This window comes from Haloarcula sp. CBA1131, from assembly GCF_008728975.1.
GTDB classification, from domain to species: Archaea; Halobacteriota; Halobacteria; order Halobacteriales; family Haloarculaceae; genus Haloarcula; species Haloarcula hispanica.
In genome coordinates this window covers 208014-227453 of the sequence record NZ_RPCY01000002.1, presented here as the reverse complement: position 1 = coordinate 227453, position 19440 = coordinate 208014, and the positions used below count along the sequence as shown (strand labels likewise).

Annotated in this window: 15 protein-coding genes and 1 pseudogene; 7 read left to right on the top strand and 9 right to left on the bottom strand. The window is 53.7% G+C overall.

Annotated elements, in window-relative coordinates; genetic code table 11:
• Window positions 1-27 precede the first annotated feature (27 nt).
• Window positions 28-1962 carry a COG1361 S-layer family protein gene (locus Har1131_RS16400; RefSeq protein ID WP_014031001.1) on the bottom strand — a complete coding sequence of 645 codons (1935 nt, stop codon included), beginning with the start codon at window positions 1960-1962 and terminating at the stop codon, window positions 28-30.
• A gap of 483 nt (window positions 1963-2445) precedes the next feature.
• On the opposite strand from Har1131_RS16400, the gene Har1131_RS16395 reads away from it, so the two are divergent.
• Window positions 2446-3045 carry a TetR/AcrR family transcriptional regulator gene (locus Har1131_RS16395; RefSeq protein ID WP_008311719.1) on the top strand — a complete coding sequence of 200 codons (600 nt, stop codon included), beginning with the start codon at window positions 2446-2448 and terminating at the stop codon, window positions 3043-3045.
• 28 nt (window positions 3046-3073) lie between these two features.
• Here the strand turns inward: Har1131_RS16395 and Har1131_RS16390 are convergent, their stop codons facing one another.
• Window positions 3074-3544 (bottom strand): hypothetical protein, encoded by a 471-nt coding sequence (locus tag Har1131_RS16390; protein WP_225308151.1) that lies wholly within the window; start codon window positions 3542-3544, stop codon window positions 3074-3076.
• Between the two features lie 496 nt (window positions 3545-4040).
• Between Har1131_RS16390 and Har1131_RS16385 the strand changes: the two genes are divergently transcribed.
• A complete protein-coding gene (locus tag Har1131_RS16385; RefSeq protein ID WP_014030998.1) occupies window positions 4041-4397 on the top strand; it encodes a HalOD1 output domain-containing protein in 357 nt (118 codons plus the stop codon).
• Window positions 4398-4934: 537 nt separating this feature from the next.
• Here Har1131_RS16385 and Har1131_RS16380 read toward each other — a convergent pair.
• Both Har1131_RS16380 and Har1131_RS16375 read right to left on the bottom strand, forming a co-directional pair.
• The gene (locus Har1131_RS16380) at window positions 4935-6179 is read right to left on the bottom strand and encodes a Cdc6/Cdc18 family protein (RefSeq protein ID WP_004594978.1); all 1245 of its coding nucleotides are present in this window, start codon (window positions 6177-6179) and stop codon (window positions 4935-4937) included.
• A 1102-nt stretch (window positions 6180-7281) separates the two neighbouring features.
• Entirely contained in the window at window positions 7282-7875 is a 594-nt protein-coding gene (locus Har1131_RS16375; protein ID WP_050038461.1) for a helix-turn-helix domain-containing protein, read from the bottom strand.
• A 152-nt stretch (window positions 7876-8027) separates the two neighbouring features.
• Between Har1131_RS16375 and Har1131_RS16370 the strand changes: the two genes are divergently transcribed.
• Window positions 8028-8717, top strand: a complete 690-nt coding sequence (locus tag Har1131_RS16370) for an NADH-quinone oxidoreductase subunit B (RefSeq protein ID WP_050038387.1) — start codon at window positions 8028-8030, stop codon at window positions 8715-8717.
• Between the two features lie 136 nt (window positions 8718-8853).
• Here Har1131_RS16370 and Har1131_RS16365 read toward each other — a convergent pair whose 3' ends face one another.
• On the bottom strand, window positions 8854-9825 hold the full coding sequence (locus Har1131_RS16365) for a hypothetical protein (RefSeq protein WP_151147485.1): 972 nt from the start codon (window positions 9823-9825) through the stop codon (window positions 8854-8856).
• Between the two features lie 328 nt (window positions 9826-10153).
• Here Har1131_RS16365 and Har1131_RS16360 point away from each other — a divergent pair, with 328 nt between their 5' ends.
• On the top strand, window positions 10154-10810 hold the full coding sequence (locus Har1131_RS16360) for a hypothetical protein (protein ID WP_014031339.1): 657 nt from the start codon (window positions 10154-10156) through the stop codon (window positions 10808-10810).
• A gap of 25 nt (window positions 10811-10835) precedes the next feature.
• On the top strand, window positions 10836-11393 hold the full coding sequence (locus tag Har1131_RS16355) for a MarR family transcriptional regulator (protein ID WP_151147482.1): 558 nt from the start codon (window positions 10836-10838) through the stop codon (window positions 11391-11393).
• 62 nt (window positions 11394-11455) lie between these two features.
• Here the strand turns inward: Har1131_RS16355 and Har1131_RS16350 are convergent, their stop codons facing one another.
• Entirely contained in the window at window positions 11456-12670 is a 1215-nt protein-coding gene (locus Har1131_RS16350) for an ABC transporter substrate-binding protein (RefSeq protein ID WP_014031337.1), read from the bottom strand.
• Window positions 12671-13512: 842 nt separating this feature from the next.
• Here Har1131_RS16350 and Har1131_RS16345 point away from each other — a divergent pair.
• Window positions 13513-13695, top strand: a pseudogene (locus Har1131_RS16345) (IS5/IS1182 family transposase); the annotation flags it as partial.
• 24 nt (window positions 13696-13719) lie between these two features.
• On the opposite strand, the gene Har1131_RS16340 reads toward Har1131_RS16345, so the two are convergent.
• Both Har1131_RS16340 and gfo6 read right to left on the bottom strand, forming a co-directional pair.
• A complete protein-coding gene (locus Har1131_RS16340; RefSeq protein ID WP_014031335.1) occupies window positions 13720-14949 on the bottom strand; it encodes an HAD-IIA family hydrolase in 1230 nt (409 codons plus the stop codon).
• Between the two features lie 392 nt (window positions 14950-15341).
• Entirely contained in the window at window positions 15342-16412 is a 1071-nt protein-coding gene (gene gfo6, locus Har1131_RS16335) for a D-xylose 1-dehydrogenase Gfo6 (protein ID WP_014031334.1), read from the bottom strand.
• Between the two features lie 622 nt (window positions 16413-17034).
• Here gfo6 and Har1131_RS16330 point away from each other — a divergent pair.
• Window positions 17035-18180 (top strand): alpha-D-ribose 1-methylphosphonate 5-triphosphate diphosphatase, encoded by a 1146-nt coding sequence (locus tag Har1131_RS16330; RefSeq protein ID WP_079980864.1) that lies wholly within the window; start codon window positions 17035-17037, stop codon window positions 18178-18180.
• A 59-nt stretch (window positions 18181-18239) separates the two neighbouring features.
• On the opposite strand, the gene Har1131_RS16325 is transcribed toward Har1131_RS16330, so the two are convergent.
• Window positions 18240-18875: a hypothetical protein gene (locus Har1131_RS16325; RefSeq protein ID WP_050038388.1), complete on the bottom strand. Its 636-nt coding sequence runs from the start codon at window positions 18873-18875 to the stop codon at window positions 18240-18242.
• Window positions 18876-19440 lie beyond the last annotated feature (565 nt).

Below are 19440 nucleotides of genomic sequence, written 5' to 3'. Positions count from 1 at the left end.
TGTGACATAGATGTTAGCTTCAGACGGTTACTGCCGCCTGTACCAGACGACGCCGCCAACAACGGCAAGGAGTCCAATGCCACCAACCAGCCACAGTGGCGTCCCACCGTCCCCGGACTGGTCCGTGACTTCTATCGGGAGACTGTAGGTATCCGAAACCCGTTTTTCGCCGTCAGGCGTCTCATACTGGAAGTCCAGATTGAGCGGATAGGTCTTGTCTAGCGCGTCGCTGCCCGCCGAGAGTTGGACTGAGACCGTTTCTGACGCTCCGGGGGCCAGTTCAGCGATGAACGTTTCATCGTCACTGCTACTGAGCGGATCATTGACGAACGCCTTCCCCTCAATGCTGGTCAGTGTTTTGTTCTTTGTGTTGGTTATTGTAAACGTAATTGACCGGTCCTGGCCCACACCGAGCGTTGAATTTTCCACTTCGATGTCGAATTCGTCCTGACTGCCAGCCACTTGTGAGCGAACTTCGAGTGTATCTGCTTCAACCCTGTCGCCGTTATCGTCGCGGTAGCTCACTCCGAAGTCAAACTGCCGAGCGCCTGCCTCCGCGCTGTTGGACACGTCAACGCCGAAGTTGAAGTTGGCCGTTTCGCCTGCATCGAGATCTCCAACAGCGTACTGTGATTCTTTTGGCGACAGTGTCGACTGCTGGCTTTCCCATGCGATGACGACGTTCTCGACGTCACGCGTTCCAGTGTTTGTGAGGGTTGCACTGAGTGAGCCGTCTTCGCCAGCCTGGAGTGACGTTTCGACGTTAGACACGTCGAAGTTCTGCTCAGGCGCAGGACTGAGGCTTAGCCGGACATCGTCATAGGTACTGGTATCGCCCTCTTGATCCTCATACTGTACGTTAGCCGACAGCGCGTAGCTTCGGTCCTCGGCATCGGGGCTCGCTGTTGTATCGACGCGAACAGTCCGAACTGCTCCGGGTTCCCATTCCCCCACATAGGCGGTTGTTGAGGAGCTCTTTCCAAACGTTATATCCGCGTTCTCTGAGACAAACGTAACCGAGGAGTCATTCACGGTCAACGGGCCTGTGTTGCGGAGTTGAACCTCGTACGTTCCTGTGTTACTAACGGCGACAGAACTGCTTGAATTGACAACCGAGAACTGCTGTTCCGGGTCAGGTGTGACTGCGACGGACTGTCCCACGGATTGTGTCCGGAGGCCATCCTCGTTATCAAATGCAACCGACAGCTCAAATCCGTACGACTCCGGTTCCGCGGCTTCGGCAGAACTCACACGGTAGTTGAACGTCCGGACTTCTCCCGGTTCCCACTCATCAACGAATCGTGAGGTGGCATCGCCGCCACTGACAGCGAGGTCCTGATTCTGTGATTGGAGCGTTACCGCGGCATCCCGTGCGGCGCTATCTCCGGTATTTTCGACGCTAACTGCCACCGTACCTGTTGAGGCAACGCGTGCATTGGAGTCAATATCAGTCACATTGAAGGTGGCATCATCGGTGACGTCGATTTCAATATCAACGGTGCGAGTTTTTCTGTCTTCGTCTCGTGCCCCTGTTCCCTCGGAAATGTAGCTTGTATGCTTATAGTTTAGTCTCAGTTGTGCGTCGTACGTACCGGAACTAGCGTCTTCGTCCACGCTGATCTCGAACGGCACTGTCGTCTTCGGCCCCGCCTGTAGCGTGCCGAGGCTTCGTTTCGAATTTTTCACTGAAATGGGTGCGTCACCAGAACCGAGTGACACAGTAAGCCCCTTTGCCGTTGTTACCTCGTTGTTCAACGCCGGATTTCGAGTGGAGCCACTATCGAGTTCCCCGCTGTTGACCAGTGAAATTTCTATGGTCTTTTGTTCACCCGGAGCGACGGTATCATCTTCAAGCGTTGCCGCAATATCGGGGCTCCCAACGACCGCAGCGGTTGCCGTTCCGCTGGTGACGGTAATCCCGATTACAGCCAGAAGTAGCAGTTTATACTTTGTAGAGGCCATGTTACTTGAGGATTTGTTCAAACCGTGTCTCGTTGCTAGCGACACTCCGTCTCGGAATTCTTCGTTTGTGAGTAGCCATTTGGTGGTGTTGACTAAACGTTCAATCACATATAGTGCTTTCGTATCTTTCGGGGCCAGAGGGAAAACTGGTGTTCAGTCAAAGCCACCATTACCTCGCCATCCACCGATGTCAACACAGGGTCTACAGATCTTATGGGGTGTTAGAAGGTGAGGCAGCGGAGGAATGTATGTACGAGTACAGTGAGCTTGAGGACAGTCCAGTGCGCTCCGTTGAGACAGCGGACCACAATACGCTTAAGGTTATTGAATATATAGTCAATCATATAGTTATCTACAACCGTACCCGTTACTCAGTTCAATGATAGAAAATACAACCCAGATTGGTCTAGTACTCTACAGAGAGTGGTGAAACCGTGAGCCATTTGAACCGTAGTAGACAAGCAGGAAACGGTCGACGTAAAGATGACTAACGAGATATCCTTTTTCCAGAACCCGGATGGAACCCGCGAGGAGATACTTGAAGCTACATTCTATGCGTTACGTCAGCACGGGTACGCGGATCTTACTATTTCAAAGATAGGTGACGAGTTTGGGAAGAGCCAATCGCTCATATACCATCATTACGACAATAAGGACGAGTTGTTGGTAGACCTCCTAGATTATATGCTGGAACAGGTCGAGAATCAGGTCCCGCTGCCCAACCAATCCCCTGAAGAGTATATCGAGATAATCGTTGACGAAATATTTGGCACCAGCAGCAACAGTGATGTCGAGTTTTCGCAGGCTGTAATTGAACTGCGAGCGCAAGCGGCACACGACGACGATTACAATCGCCTCTTTCGCAGAAGTGATGACTTTATTCGAAAACAAATCGCCCGTGTCATCCGGGCGGGTGTTGATGCAGGCGCATTTGATGTCGAAGACCCATCTCAGACAGCCGCGCTGTTCCACACGGTTTTAGTCGGCATTCAGGCGGAACGGATTACCAGTGACGAGGAGACTATCGACGATGTGAGAGCCGAATTTCGGCGGTATGTCGAGAACTGTTTACTTTCTGAATAGCCGGTCAAAGTCAGGTCCTGCTGAGCGATTAGCTGCCCCCGTCAGCCGTCATGCCGCCGCCGGGCATCGACTGGCAGTCTCCTTCGGGTTTCCGGATCGGCTCGACCGAACCCCACGAGTGGAAGTCCCACCGCATTGACTCGGCTTCGATGCGTCGCGGGTACCCGGAGTCCGCGAGGATGTAGTATGTGACCGGCTCCTGAGAGCCGTCCTGAGAGAGTTCATACACCAACACTTCCTCGCCATCGATGGTATCCCGGCCGACCGGCGTGATGTCTGGGTTTTCCTCCGGCTGGTCGGAGAACTGACCCGGATCAACCTCGTCACGGTCCATCCCCTGTTGCATCGTTCCCCGGAGACACTGCCCTCCAGTAACGGTGTACGTGCTGTTCCCGATACGGTACATTTCCATCTGTTGTCCCTGCTGGTCAAACGACCAGTACATATCCCCTTGATAGAAACGACCAGTCATCTCGACGGTCTGCCCTCCGGACTGCATTGTAGCTGTCATCGCGTACGATTCTGGGAACCGCGTGACCTGTCCGAACTGTGCTGACCTGTCGTCGGCTCCGCTGACCGCCGATGTATCCGTACCGGTTGTCTCACCGGGTTCAGGCGACGGTTCGGCTCCGCCGCCACTCTCTGTTTCATCTGATCCACTATTTTGCTCGCCGCTGCAACCGGCGAGTACGATCAATCCCGAACACATGGCTCCGAGTAACTTCCGTCTGGGTAGTTGATGCATGGGGGCGGATATCCTCAACGGGCAGATACTACCGACCAGTTCATGACAATTGTTATCACATATATCCCACTCTGATCACGAATGGATTCATTGAGTGTGTATAGACTGATAAATGCAGTGTAATATAGCTATACCGTATAGCTCAGCAAAATGGCTATTAGCGCATTCAAGATTGGATTGAAGAGAGTAGTTATTATGCCCGAATATTCATACATGTATTATATGTACGTTCCAGTTGTTTACTAGGTGGATGACTGACGACAGCCAGAGCGACGAGGCTGATGGGGATGAGGGACTATTTGTGGGAGCGAACGGCACTCTAACTGAAGTTCAGTACGATCCAACCAGCGACCAGGAGCTTGCTACGGTCATTGTTCAGGCCGTTGCCGATCAGTCGGGAACAGAACCATATCGTGAGTCGCCGTTGCACGACTACATCGATGTCGATGCCATTGAGACACTACTATTCGGTACACAGCCAGACCAGTCAATCGGCTCAGCGAGCCAGAACATCACCTTTCGATACCGCAACATTATCGTCACAGTTCGCGCTGACGGTGTGATCCAGCTGTCGGCCGCTGACGCCAGCCGTGCAAGAAAGAACTAATCGCGAGGGTACAGGACATCTCGTCTGGGTTGGTAGCCTCCTTGCATATGCACTCCACTGCCGATATATCCCAAAAGGTCCACCGCCTGAATTGCATACTTCTTACCACCGGAGGCCCAGACCACGACAGTCTACAATAATCGGTCCGATTGGGCTGTGCCGGGAGGGGATTACGAGATAGGTTAAATGAGAGATTCGTTCCCAGTGATGGACGAGAGAGTCCCCGATTTTCGAACAAGCTATCGTTTGACCCGGAAAACTAGTATCCAGTATGGCTCTCCTGAAAGAGGGGGGTAGCTGCAAACATATTCTACAAATTTGATTCTCAAAAGATATATCGGTAGCTTCCGCGGTAGTGATTATGGCATCAAAGGTAGCGTCGGTACCATTAGACACCACCGTGTCCGTAGTTCTACACGCTCTTGAAGTGAAGATAGAAGCTTCCAATCACCGGCGGCAACACCACCATGTCCGCTGTTCTATCTCCTGAAAACCGCTACGTATCAATCGGTTTCGACACCACCATGTCCGCCGTTCCTAAGTGGACTGGAAGTCCGAAAGCGTCGCTTCGCTATCAACGAGGTTAGTGACGGATTTGTGGATTCCAACATCGTCGACAGTCTTCTCAAGCGCTGCGAGAATCATCTCCGGGTCCATTTCGAGAGAGTACTCGCGATAGGTTCCCCCACGTCGTCCCTCGTTCCGCTCGATCGCCGAGATTATACCTAACATCGACAGCTCGCCGAGGTGATCACGCATCCGGCGTGGGACAAGCGGATCGATCCCTGCCTTTTCGGCGAAGTTCGTGTATCGAGGTCTGATATCCCGTGTCCGGGCCGGCGTCTTCCCTTCCTGGTCGAGCGTAACCATTGCGTACACGACCAGATGACCGTGTTGGGTCAGTCCCGAAATACCTTCCTGAATCCGGCCTCGTTCCAGAACGTCGCGGGCCTCTCTAACAAGATCTTCCGAAATCGTATCCGTATCCTTGTCGCGGGCCAGGTCGCCCGTTTTCATGAGCAAGTCGAGGGACTGCCGCGCGTCACCGGCGTCTTTCGCTCCGTACGCAGCGCACAGCTCGATGACGCCGTCTTCGAGGACGCCGTCGTGAAACGCTACATCAGCGCGCTGTTGCAGGATCTGGATCAGCTCCTTCGCGTCGTATGCGGGGAACTGGATCTCCTCTTCACAGAGTGAACTCTTGACTTTCGGGGAGAGGTCATCGCGAAAAGAGAAATCGTTCGAGATACCGATGATACCGATCTTCGCTGAACTTAGGTTGTCGTTCGCTCGCGCACGCGGGAGTTGATAGAGAATACTATCGTCTTCGATGTGGTCGACTTCGTCGAGCACGATGTAGATCGTCCCCCCACAGGAGTCGAGTTCGGTCCACAGCATGTCATACACTGTTGCACGAGGATACCCTGTCGTACTGATCTGGCTCGTTTCGTCCCTGAATTCGTTGACGAGTCGGGTCGCGATTTGATAACTACTGGAGAGGCCATCACAGTTTAGCATCTTTACCGTGAGATCGATATCCTCGTATTTCGCTGCGTCTTCTTCGAGATGGTCAATTAGATACCGCGTACCAGCAGTCTTGCCGACCCCCGTTTTACCGTACAAGAAGATGTTGTTGGGCTGTTCACCGTTGATTACGGGTTGGAGAGCCGCTCGATACCGGTTTAGTTCAGTGTCACGCCCGACGAGGTTCTCAGGCTGATAGTCTTCCCGGAGGGCATCCCGGTCCAAGTAGATCTCGGTGTCGCGTTCGAACATCCCCATAGTCGTTGCCTGATGTATTGGAAGGAACATACATAAAACCACCCCTGTCCGCAGTGTCCGGAGTGTCCGCTGTTCTATTGCTTATAAAAGAATGGCGGGACCCTCCCACCCCACTATGTCCGCAGTAACTAGAAAACGGTAGGTGGGGGTAACTCAGAAAAACTATTCATTAAGGAAAAGTTTATAATACTATGCTGAGAGCTAGACCGTAGTGCAGTTTAATAGCTATAGAGAAAGACGCTATAGCAATACTTGACGCTCTCACTAGTCTAGATAAGATTTGGGTAGTATCTAGACACAATCTAGTTGAGACTAAGTAAAATCTAAACTGTCTAGATTCTATCTAGATGAAGTTCAGATAGTATCCAGGCTGTTCTAAATTGACTACCCTTCGAATCAAATGAGGCTGTTTCCTTCCCCCCTCCCTCTCTTTTGAAGAACAGCGGACAAAGTGGGGTGGGAGTGTTCTCTCCCATTCCTCGCCTAATTTACGGTCTTCAGACTCTCTGTGGCCAATTTATAGCGCTTCTATTGTTCAAGCACACACCGCCGTGTCCGCTGTTCTCGTGTCCACCCCCACTAGAACAGCGGACATCGTGGTGTGGCCCAGGCGAAGCAACACCACAATGTCCGCAGTAATCGGCGCATGATTTCTCAACTGTCCCACTAGAACAGCGGACATCGTGGTGTCTATTCACGATTATGCACCAGACCTCCCCGTCAGACGCCACAATGTCCGCAGTAATATGGGTTTAGAATACCTCTAACGAAGTGTTACTGCAGACACTGTGGTGTTCTCTGTTTCATCCTGCCCGCTCAACGATTCGGGTTCTGCTTCTGGTCCGGGATTCACTGTTCGCGCCGCATTGGTCACGTTAGTCGTCGCAGCGCTCCTGCTCATCTGCCGCGACAGTTACTGTACTCAACCGATCACTGAATACTACTTGCCCACGTTCAGCGACAGCCCAGTCTGCCAGCTATCGCGATAACCAACAATCCACCCGCTGGGTTCTGCTGTTCCCTTCCCTCTTGTTCTGCTGTTTCCTCCTATTCGAGCGGTTCAAACACAGTCGTGGTGCATCGATACCTTCTACGCTAGCTGTCATCTGAATACGCGTTCAACAAGCCGTGCCTGCGCCTTTCTGAGATGATTCGATGCGGTACTCGGAGCACAACCGAGCTCCTCGGCGACGTCCTTGACGCTCCCATTTCGCGGGACGTCGAAGTAACCGACTTCCCGTCCTGCGGCGAGTGCTTCGCGCTGACGTGAAGTGAGGCCGATGGCGAATGTTCCAGGGCTGGCATCGTATTCGCCGATCTTCTGGACGTTTACCGTGATTCCGTCGGGAAGTGCATCCCGGACCTGTTCGAGAGTGGCGGGTTCGCCGACGACATCGAACAACACGACTCCGTGCGGTCGGTAGGCAACCGGTGGGACCACCATTAGCGTCGGCTGTTCGAACGCCGCGTAGAACTGTCGTGATTGTTCAGTCTCCCGGCCACGGACGAACGCGTAGAACGCCTGGTCCCGAACGGGTGTAATATCGTAGCTTTCCATGGTTTCGACCGCAGAAAGCGCCGATTCGTAGGGTTCGCGATCGCCGACGATATAAAACAACGTATAGGCGATCTCGTCCTCGACCCCGACTTTCCACGTAACGAGCCACTCGCGTTTGATTGCGTCGCTTTCGGTCATAAAGCGGTGCATCGGACGCTGATACTCCGGTGCATACTGGATCTCTAAGCGGAGATATCTCACGGACGAGCCCTGGTGGCGGCTCCCATATAAAGACACTAGTGTGTACGACAGTTCGCGTATCCGATCCCACTATCTATCCGTAGCTGTTCATGAGCAGTGATCGGCGGAATGTGGACGACGCACAGTCTGATGAACGGATATGCTGTGGTAGAAACCCGGATGCCCGATTTAATTCTACACTTCGGGAGGTGCTTGGTTCGTCCCCGTTCATCCTGACCAAATTCGACGCGTTCATGAACTGGGTCCGGGGGTCCTCGATGTTTGTGCTGCAGTTCGGCATCGCCTGTTGTACCATCGAGATGATGGGCACTCTCGCTACGAAACACGACCTCGACCGCTTTGCTGCCGGAGTCCCTCGGGCATCACCGCGGCAGGCAGATCTGATTATCGTCCCGGGGACCATCGTTTCGAAGTTCGCGCCGCGGATGAAGCGCGTGTACGACCAGATGCCCGAGCCGAAGTTCGTCGTCTCGATGGGGTCGTGTACTATTTCCGGTGGGCCGTTTCAGGAAGGATACAACGTCATCAAAGGTGCGGAGCAAGTCATTCCGGTTGACATTCACGTCCCGGGGTGTCCGCCCCGCCCCGAAGCGCTGATCTACGGCGTCGCCAAGCTGCAGGAGCGCATCGCCGAGGGCGAGTCCTCGCCGGTGACGGTCAAGCCGTACGAACTGGAGCAGTTTGACGACCTCGAACGGGACGAACTCGTGGACAAACTCGCCAGCGAGATCGACGATGACGACCTCGTCATGCGGTACGACTGGACTGGCTCGACCTGACCTACTGCGTCGTTACGGGGACTTGACCGTACGATTCGGACTACGTACCTGAGGTGGGGCTTCGGCCCCGATGTAATTGCCGCTCCGGTTCGATGTGGCTGAAACCCAATAGTGTCTTGGAAGACCAGTTCGGATTTTACGACGCAGCTTCAGTGTAGTTCACTTCGAACGATGTCGTTTCATTCTCACCGTGGTTACCGACTGTCACCGAATCAGTACCGTCAATCCGCTCAACTGCGACCCTCGTCCAGGTACGCTCGACGGTTTCCGATTCGAGATCGATTCGAACGACGACCGTGCGACCGCCGCCTGGCCGTGTGAGTTCGAGTTTGACCTGGCTGTCGTCTGTTGCTTCGACGACGGTCGCGTCCAGCGTGTCCGGATCGTCGAACTCCGTCTGGATGGCGTAGCTGGTGCGTTCGTTCGATTCGATGAGCCGGTCGATGGAGTCCCGTTCGCTTTCGTTGAGAGCGCCGATCGTATCTGTAATGTTCAGATTGAGGCCTTCGAGCTCCGAGTGGCTCGAACGGACAGCTACCGACTGACTGTTGAGGGCGACTTCACCTTCGACAGCTGGGAGGCAATTGTCCACGGGACGGGCGTGGATGCCGACGGTGTCTAACGGTTCGTCCCGGGCGACCGTCTCGTAGTACTGGTTGACCTGAACTTCGATGTGATCGTACGCGCCGAGCCCCGCGTATCCTGATATTTCCTTCCAGACCAGTGACGCGAACTGCTCGCGGCCGATTTCGTCGAACGGCTCGCCGCTGTGCTGTTCGACAAGTGTCACGGTGACACCGCGGACCTGTATGTCAGTCCGAGTTCGGTTCGGGGTGTCAATACGGAACCCGCCACCACAGGTCCGGTCGCCCTGATCGAACGTGATCGTGCCACTATCGTTGGAAACCGTTGTCACCTCGAACGCCGTCGAATTCGTAACTGTGATGCTACCGGTCGTTTCATTGGATTCGGTCTCAGAGGGGGACGATTCGGATGGGGCATTTCCGGCACTCCCATCGGCTACGACGGCTGCGCCGCTGGCAGTGAGCAGGAGGGCCGATACCGCAACCGCGTACGCTGCGAGTCGGTAGTCACGATGCATCTGCATCACTTCGTTGGCGGGGAAGTTTTCGTTTCATTGTCTTGGGGGTGATCGGACAGGACGCACGAGCGCGGTCGGTAGCACAGTACAGTAAAGCCGGGCCCGTAGCGGCGGGCCGAGTTCGCAGTGGCGGGCCGAGCATATGCTGTGGGCCGGTGTGCTCGCTGTGAGTGCTGGCCCGATCACGGCATCAGGAAGTTATACGAAAACCATTGTAAACCCCCGTTGGAAACGGGAGTGAAACGGATCTGAAACGCGTTTCAGAGATTGTTCCATTCGTTTCAGTTTACTGAAAACCAGCACTTTCATACGAAAACGTCCGGTCACGACGGACATGGAGTCGGTTAGACGGTCCCGTCTGGTGTTGGTCCTCTCGCTCACCGTCCTCAGTGTGAGTATCGCCGTCTTCGCAACCGCGACTGGTATCGCCGCCACGGCGACAGCTGATACCGGATACGAGTTCGCTATTGAAGACGATGCACTCGTCGAAACGAGCGGCAGAACTACTGAGGTTCTGATATCGGATATCGGAACTGTCAACCATATCGAGATTACGAATATCAACCGGAGCCCCGTTGTGCGGGCCACACCATGGGAACCGCCCGAACTGTCCCGCTCAAAGCAAGCGCGAGCCAAGCGGATTATCACGACGGACGGGTCGGTCGCCGATACCGTTGCATCACCGGCCGACGCAGTGTACACGATGCGGCCGGTTCCACGCGGGGTAGCTAGCGAGAGAGCCGCGGTCGTCGGTGCAGATCCGACAGCGCAGTGGCACGATCTCACCGCAGTCAACGAGTCCACCTTCACCGTTCGGAACGGCACGACTGCAGGGGTCGTCGTCATTGAACGGACGGAGCAGCGACTGAGTGATCGCCGTGTACTGGTTGTCGTTGAACCGATTGATCGGGAAACCCGATACAGTGTCGTCGTCGATATCCGAAACGAGAGGATAGATGCGTTCGTCCGACTCCGTGGGGTACCGGAGTAGTCCGGATACATCGCTGGTCTCAACAATGATCGAAAACACCCTCCAACGTAGCGAGGTCGTCGCGGCAGGCGTCTTCGTCATCTCGACCGCCCTGATGCTTTTGCTGGCCGGCCATCTCATCACGCCGGCAGTAGCCACAGTCACAATCGGCGAGACCACTGTCCAATCAGGATCTCCGGGGCCGTCCATCCGAACAGTCGATATCGCCGTACTCACAGTGGCTGCGTTCGCCTCCGGTGCGAGTGCCGTGGCGTTGTTCCGTGTCGATCGGGGTGCATCGGGGTCTACTATGGACTCGCCGGACACTCGATCGCCGGACGCTGACCATGACCACGCACCGACAGCGGGCCTACTCGAAGCCCGTCGGCAGGAATGGGAAGAGACTGCGAGTCGCCTCGCGAGCAACGAACGGATCGTGTATGAGATCATGCTTGATGCCGATGGGGTCCTTCCACAGAGCGAAATCGTCGATCGAACGGAGTTCTCGAAGGCGACTGTCAGCCGGACCCTCGATACGCTCGAAGCCAAGAACCTCATCGAACGGAAGCGGCGCGGCGTCGGCAACGTCATCATCCTGCCGTGAATCCCACACTGATCGGGCGATTTGCTCCATTCGGGCGACAGCGTTGCTGAAACCAGCCGAAGCTATCCGTCCGTAACGATCTGGGCAACGCGGTCGCGGCTGAAAAGCTGCTCATCCGATGGAATCTCTGGATAGTGATCCCCGTTCTCGTAGGGTGGCCACTCGCCAAAGATATCCGGGTAGAGCTGTTTCGCGGTCATTTCGATCTGGAAAAGATTCATGATCGGGCCGTGGTATCGCATTCCGTGTGCGTATACGCGGTCGTCTTTGACCGCTGCGAGTTCTTTTCCAACGCTGTGTGACGCGAGCCTCTCGCGGACATCGTCCATGTCGTAGCGCGGTGTCATCCCCCAGAGATGGAGGATTACGTCAGGGTCCGCGTCCAGCATCGTTTCATAGCCGACCGAACCCCAGAGACCGTCCCACGTTTCGTCCCCGAAGGCGTCGTTGGCTGCGAGCGGACGCGTGTCCGCGAGCCAGAACCCCGGTCGGTTCAGGTGATACGTCCAGAATTGGCCGTCGCCAAGTGTAACCCGAACCGCGGTCGGTCGATCTTCTTCGGGTGGAAGCTCCGTCTGGATGGTCTCGATGAGTTCTTGATGAACGGCTCTGAGTTGCTCGTAACGCTTTCGTTCCTGAAACACGGTGGCGACACGACCGAACAGCTCCCACAGCGTGTAATAATGGTAGTTCTCACTGTAGGGTTCTTGCGGGTCACCGTGTGTTCCGCTGTAGAAATTCCCGAAAAAGGGGCCGACATTGTCGACAATTTCCTCGATATCGCCCATATCCCAGTTTTCCTGGGTAATCGCCCATGCGGGGTCAAGGAAGTGAACGTCGCTACCGAGGCTGTAGAAGAACTCCTTGCTAAAATTATCGTAGGGGTTCGGAAGGTCCTCCCATTCAAAAGAGACACCAGAGAGCCGTTCGTAGTAGTGGTTCATCGATGGCCCAGCCATCTCTGGAACGAACATCGAATTGACCGCGTCACCGTGGTTAAGCGCGACTAACATATCTGCATACTGATTGTACATCGTGAAGACCTTCTCCGGTACGGAGTCGAACTCGACCTCTCCGACAGGAGAAAGCGAGGCAACGTAGGAGCCGTCATCTGACGGGGTTGATGTGCCCGTTTCCTTGTCACTCGCTGTTGCTGTACTGGGCGGTTCCCCACCGTTACTGGAGCAGCCGGCTACGATTGACGTGCCGAGCAGCAGACCACCGCCGGAGAGGTAGTCTCGTCTGGTGAGACTACCTGTACCGTCTGTCTCGTCCATGTTTTAGGTTGGCCTAATGTGACGTATATGGCTTTCGGATTAACCAGTGTACTTCGCTTGCAGGACGAAGGACTGACCACTCTATCACCGCCGTGAATCTCGACCAACTTTGTTCTATGACAGATTCTTCGGAGTTGTCTGTGAATCTCACCTATATGATACAATTGACTATAGATCTACTACTATACACTCACAGTTGGTCGAATATGACAAGTATGAATGTACCGGTAATATATTTAGACATCGAAACCGAGATTGTAACTCAGGAAACTCGGTCTTATCTCTGAGATCAATATACAAGTGTGAAAACGTACTTCTACGACTATATTGTTCTACATTGTGGCTGATATCTCTTGGATAATAACACGTACTCAATTTTAATCCGGATATGATATCCGCGACATCCAATCAGATAGTTGCTATTCAAAACACGATTTTTTGATACCAGCGGCCGCTGAGAGCCTGTCGAGTTCGCCGGCGTCAAATAATAACACCTGTACGGATGTTATAACACCTACTTGCTTCAGCTCTGAGGCACAGCCATTTTAAGTGATACCTGGTGCGATACACTGTAAATCTTCGCACGACTATCATCTAATATGATTTCTAGTTCCGGATTGGGTAGCGGAGGGCAGGGATCTATCGGAACTTCGACCGGCTACAGACGGTGACCGCTGAGGAAGGTATGATTGAGACGATCCCGGAAGAACTTCTGGAGCCCCACGTTGGGCCAGTGAACAAACACCGAGAGTTCTCCCCGCTATAGTAACAATTGAAACGATGTACACACTGATCGCACTGCTGTCGTGCGATCAGGAGTGCATTGATTTTCAATGGCTACTATAGATATGGCGCGTACCGCTCGCCATGACGACGATACCGATCATCGACGGTCACTCGTCGAGGCTGTGGTTTTCTCGCTCAAGCAGCGGTACGGCGACACGCTTCGGACACGGACGTGGTTCGCCCAGATCCGTGAACTCGTTCTGAGAGCGACTCTGAGAAATATCGAACTTGCTCCGTAACTTCAGTCGGTACAGCCTGTGAATTTATCGAATTGCAGGTGAGCCATCTGCGTCATTTGCATCGGCTATCCACTGCGGTTGCATCGGAAGGATATCCGACGGTAAATCGTTCATGTCGAAGAATCCGACCTCGAGGGCTTCATCTTCGTCGGCCTCGGGTGTACCCCCCTCGATGGAACACCGAAAGCAATTGGTGACGAAGTGAACTGCCTTGCCTGAGGGATACGAAAACACTTGCTGTTCCGGGTGTGAATAGACGCCTATCAGCCGCTCAACCGCTATTTGCAGTCCCGTTTCCTCGTCAACCTCCCGTGTGACAGCGTCCCCGACTGGTTCGCACCGTTCGACCGTGCCCGTCGGGAGCGCCCACTGCTCTTTGTCGGCGCGTTTCAGCAACAGCACCTCATCTGCGTCATTCACTACGACAGCAGCGACGCCCGGACGTATCTCATCCGGCCACGAATAGGGTGGTGCCTCCCATGTGTCGGTTGTGTCTGTGAAGAGGTGTGCAAGCGACGAGATCGTCAAATCTGGTTGCTGAAGATCACGAGCAGATGCGGCAGTCGGTTTGTCCTCGGCCACCAGAATCCCGGTGAGCCCCGCACGGTGGGCGCCGAGAATGTCCGTGGCAGGATTATCGCCAATCGCGGCCGCTTGCACGTCGTCAGCCAGCCCGTCGAGAGCCATCTCGAACATAAGCGGCTCGGGTTTGCCAACGACCGTTGGCTCTGTTCCCGCCGCAGCTTCGACTGCTCGGACAATGGCCCCGGCCCCGGGTACAGGCCCGTCTGGGGTCGGGAACGACCCATCCGGGTTCGTCCCCACGAACGTCGCTCCCCGCTGGATGTGTCTCGCCGCCCGCTGGATGTCTTGATATGACGTCTTCTCGTCCGCGCCGACGACCATCGCATTTGGATCGTCGTCCGTGATCTCGATGCCTTCTTCTTGGAGTTCGATTTCCAGCCCTCCGCTACCGACAACAGCAGCGGTGGTCATATCCTGTTGGGAGAGGTAGTGGGCGGTCGCCCAGCCTGACGTGATGATCTCGCCTTTTTCCGCGTCGATCCCCAGCTTGCGAAGCCTGTTCGCGATCGTCTCACGCTGAAAGCGTGGGTCGTTCGTCAGGAATCGCAGTTCCTTGTCCCGCTCATCAAGACGATTCACCGACTCGACCGCCTCCGGTAGGGCCTCGTCCCCGAGATACACTACCCCGTCGAGGTCAAGCAAGAACGCGTCGAATTGTTCAGAAATCATACCGTCTTGTAGCACCATCAGCCACTTGTATCCTTTTGTCGGGGTGTATATGTAATTTAACTGAGTGGCTGATTTATAGCGTCATTAACGAAACGAACTCGCTGTTACTCTGCGTCTAGACAAAGCCGACCAGTTCAAATGTGGTTTCGTCACGTCTACCCAAACAAATCAATCGGACGGCTGATAGCATTTGCCGCCGTTGATCATTGATCACCCAATACAGTGAGTGTAAAACCAATGTCAGGGTCGCTTCTGTTCACTGATCTTGAGTATTATACTGCGATCACGCTGTACTCCGTTTTGACTGGGATAACGCGATAGCCGTGATCGTCACATGAATAAATCTAAGACAATCTGACAGCGATGGGGCCAGCTAAATTCGAACGAATCAGTTACAATTTGACGACGTCGCCGCTCTCCGCGGCTTTGTGAATTGCCCGGATGATTCGCATATCCTGGAGGCCGTGGCGGCCGTCCGGGCCAATGTCAGTACCAGTCAAAACACGGTCAGCGAAGTAATCGAACTCCTCCCGCATTTCGTCCTCCGCGTCAAAACTCTCGTGTTCGACAGTTACTGTCGTCTCGTTTCGGGACAGGTGGAGTTTTGCTTTCCCATGGAACGCTGGACGGAGTTCGATCTGTCCGTCCGTCCCAGTTATTTTCAGTTGCGTATCACTGTGGGCGTTCTGGCTATCAGTCGTGACCATTTTGATACCGTCTTCCAGCGCCAGCAATGCCCCGGAGCGCTCATCAGGCACGTCGACGAAGGCCTCCCCATGAGAATCCATCTGTGACTGCACTGCCAGTGGTTCCCTGTCGAGCAGAAACCGAGTCGTGTTGATCGAGTAAATCCCCAAATCCATCACTGAGGTGCCATAACCTGAGAGTTCCGGATCGAGCCGCCACTGGTCCGTGTCCGGATTCATCTCAAGCAACGGCTGACTATTGTTTCCGTATACGGATACTGGCTCGCCGATGAATCCGTCTTCGATGAGTTCTTTTGCACGCCTAACAGCGGGGTCAGTCTGCATTCGGTAGGCAATCATCAACGGCACAGCGGCGTCCGCACAGACCTCAACCATTTTCTGAGCCCGTTCGACTGTTGCCTCCATCGGTTTCTCGCACAGGATCGCTTTGTCTAACTCTGCGGCTGTCTCGGCGTATTCCAGATGCAAGGCGTTCGGTGTCCCGATGTAGATGGCATCAAACCTGTCGGCTGCATCCCCGTCGTGGAACTCCTCGTAACTGATCCCGTGGTCCACACCGTTCTCGTCGGCGAGACGTTTCGCTTTCTCCGAAGAACTGCTGACGAGCGTTGTAACTTCACCCAGATCAGAATCCTGAATCGCGGGAAGTGCTAGGTCGATTGTCCACCAGCCAAGTCCTAACAGCGCGTATCGAACCGTTCCGTCCGTGGTGGTTTGCCAGTCACGCTCGTTATACGTATCAATCCAGTCTTTCATACAAATATGTTTTAAACCTTGACGCTAAAAACTTCGGTTTCTGAACACGCAAACACCATGCTGGTGGGTGGGGTGACGTCGCCGGAGTATGTCACTGTACTATGCTGTAATCTTGTTACTACTGGCTCTCTTCTTCAGCTATTGCTATTATACTCTTTCTCACTATGGAAAAAATAGAAAGATATTACTGCTCAAACGCACTCGTTCAAACAGTTAATACGGTATTATGTGGGTAGGTGTATCCTAATGGATATGAATCCGCCAGAATTACCCGCAAATTGTCCACTCTATGAAGGTATTATATAATCATAACTTAGAAATTAAGTTAGGCTGATATTTGTATGTACTATTTGAAACACTGCGAAGGTTTAAATCCCCTGGATTGGGGCTCTATTCAAACCCTGAGAATTGTTGGAGTGTCCTAGGTCCGTCTTTAGCAACTGATAGTGACGATTGACGGCCTCGTCTCCCATTATCTCATTAAGCACAACAGCTACGGCTGTCAATTACACATAAATATGCACTCTATATCCGACTGTAGCATAGCCGTAGTAAGCGCATATTCATGTTTTGGGAAGTCGATTGTAAACACATTGGACAATCTTACAGGGTGCCAAGCTGAATGAAAAATAATGCAAATCGAACATTAATCTCGGGAGGAACTGTTGTTACGCCGACCAGCGAAATTGAGAACGGGACAATAGTATTCTCTGATGGAAAAATAGTCTCGGTGGAAGCAGAATCTCATGACTCCCCGGACATTGATGCGACGGGGAAGTATGTCCTACCTGGATTGGTTGATCTTCACGGTGATGATATCGAACGGCACCTCTTTCCGAGAGCTGGTGAGCGCGTCAACACGACTGTCGCTCTGGACCGATGTGATATTGCCAATGCCAGCGCGGGAGTTACGACAAAGTATCATGCCATTGCGTTCGAAGACGTCCCAGATGATAACCGGAGTATCGAATTAGCCCGTCGCTTGGCCGAGCATATCCGGGATTTCAACTGCGAAACCGGCGCCAGGGTCGATAACAGACTCCATATGCGGTGTGAACTCACCAACGAAACGGCTGTCGACGCCGTCTCGCAAGAAATCCAATCAGGGGGAGATCTCGTCTCCCTTGTCTCACACATTCCCGGAACGGGCCAGTTCGCTGGCGAAAATACACTTACACAACGCTATAATCTTCCGGACGGGGTCTCAGAGTCAAGCCTTCAGACCCTCGAAACACGCCGCAATGGTGTCTCCGAAACAGAAGTAATCTCGCGCGCACGAGAGATTACAGAGCTAGCAAGCAATAGAAATATCCCAGTCGCCTCACACGACGATGAAACCGTTTCGAGCGTGGACAACGCCGCTGCTATCGGGGTAGACATAAGTGAGTATCCGCTCTCCCACCGTGTTGCGCAGCGTGCAACCGAGTTAAACTTGGCCGTTGCGATGGGTGCGCCGAATGTGGTTCGCGGTGGGAGTCTGTGGGACGGGCCCGATGCGTCTCAGGCAATCAAAGACGGTGTTGTCGACATTCTCTGTAGCGACTTTCGTCCGCAATCACTGCTTAGCTCTGTTTTCATCGAAAACGGTGACCCTCTCAAAGACCGGGTGTTACGTGTCTCTACTGCACCAGCTGCCGCTGCCGGCCTGTACGACCGTGGCCGATTGGAGTGTGGAGCAAGGGCCGATCTGATTATCGTCGATCCAGACCCGGTTCCATCGATAGCACGAACATATGTTGCCGGCGACGAAGTGTATCGCTCTGGATAGCCTACTCGTGACGCGTACTGTGTAAAAACTGCGCGCGGAACCAAACCGTTCTTATCGGGCTACTCGCTGTCCAGCTCTTCGCGCTCAACTGACCAGTGATACACCGAACATGCGCCTGCAACACCCACTACCAGGGAGAACAAACCTAAAACTATGCTCCCGGGAAGTGAGAAGGCGACAGAGGCGGCTAGGACCATCGCACCGAGCACCGTGACGGCCGCGTAATACTGATACCACTGTCGGCCCTCCGCCTCTTCTTCAGTGCGGTTGAGGTACTTTTCGAAGTCGTCAGCCTTCTCGGTAAGGGTTATATGCCCTCGGTCTTGGTTAAAATCGACGACACCGATGTCGTCCATCTTCGGGAGATGGCACTGGTACAGTCCTACATACACGCGCTTGCGCTCACTTGATGTCAACGCATCAGTTGTGGTCTCGTTCTCGATGGCCGCGACGTGTTCTGCGAGTTCTCCAAGAGAGACCTGTTCGCCTCGTTCTCGAAGAAAGTGGAGGACCTCTCTGCGGCGGCTGTTTTTCAGTATTTCAAAAATAACGTCTAGAGATGCACCTGAGTCGTCCTGCTCCTGTGACGTCGCTTGGTCCGCACTGCTTTCTTTCCCTTTTGGCGATGGGACAGATTCGTCGCTTAGTTTATTATTCGGTTCTGCTTTCGTTTGTGCGGTGTCTTTGACTCCCATATTTACCCACTTCCTGTGTGCTGCGACATCGTCCACCCGTCTGGAATCGTGCTCACACAGCCCCCCGGCTGTATCGACGGAGCGTTACGCTGTCAGCCAGCATTTCAAATCAACATCACCTTGCCACTTAATACTTTGTTATGTAATCGATTAGATAATTTTCCTTTGATTACCGCCGGGGTAGTCAGTAGTTGTTTGGGTATTCCGGGAGTAACAGCGTTCTTTGAATCAATTTTCGGTGATCCATAATAAATGTCCGCGACAGTGTGTGTTGAGATACGCAAAATACGTAGACTTCCCGTAAAAACGCTGAGACGGCCCCCTGTTACGGTTACACGTTACTCACCTTCTCGAAATCGCCCAGGGTAAATCGTAGCGTATATCGGCCGTTTCTATCGGTCATGCAAGTAACGCAATCTTATCAGTGTCAATTGAACAGCTATCTGGACCGCAGAGAGGTCCCTGCAGGAACGCAGTCCCCGATAAGATGCCCTTCTGGGTTCCCGTCGGGAATTGGAGCCTTACGATCTCCACGGTATCTGTTGTTGATCGGTTGTCGCCTGAT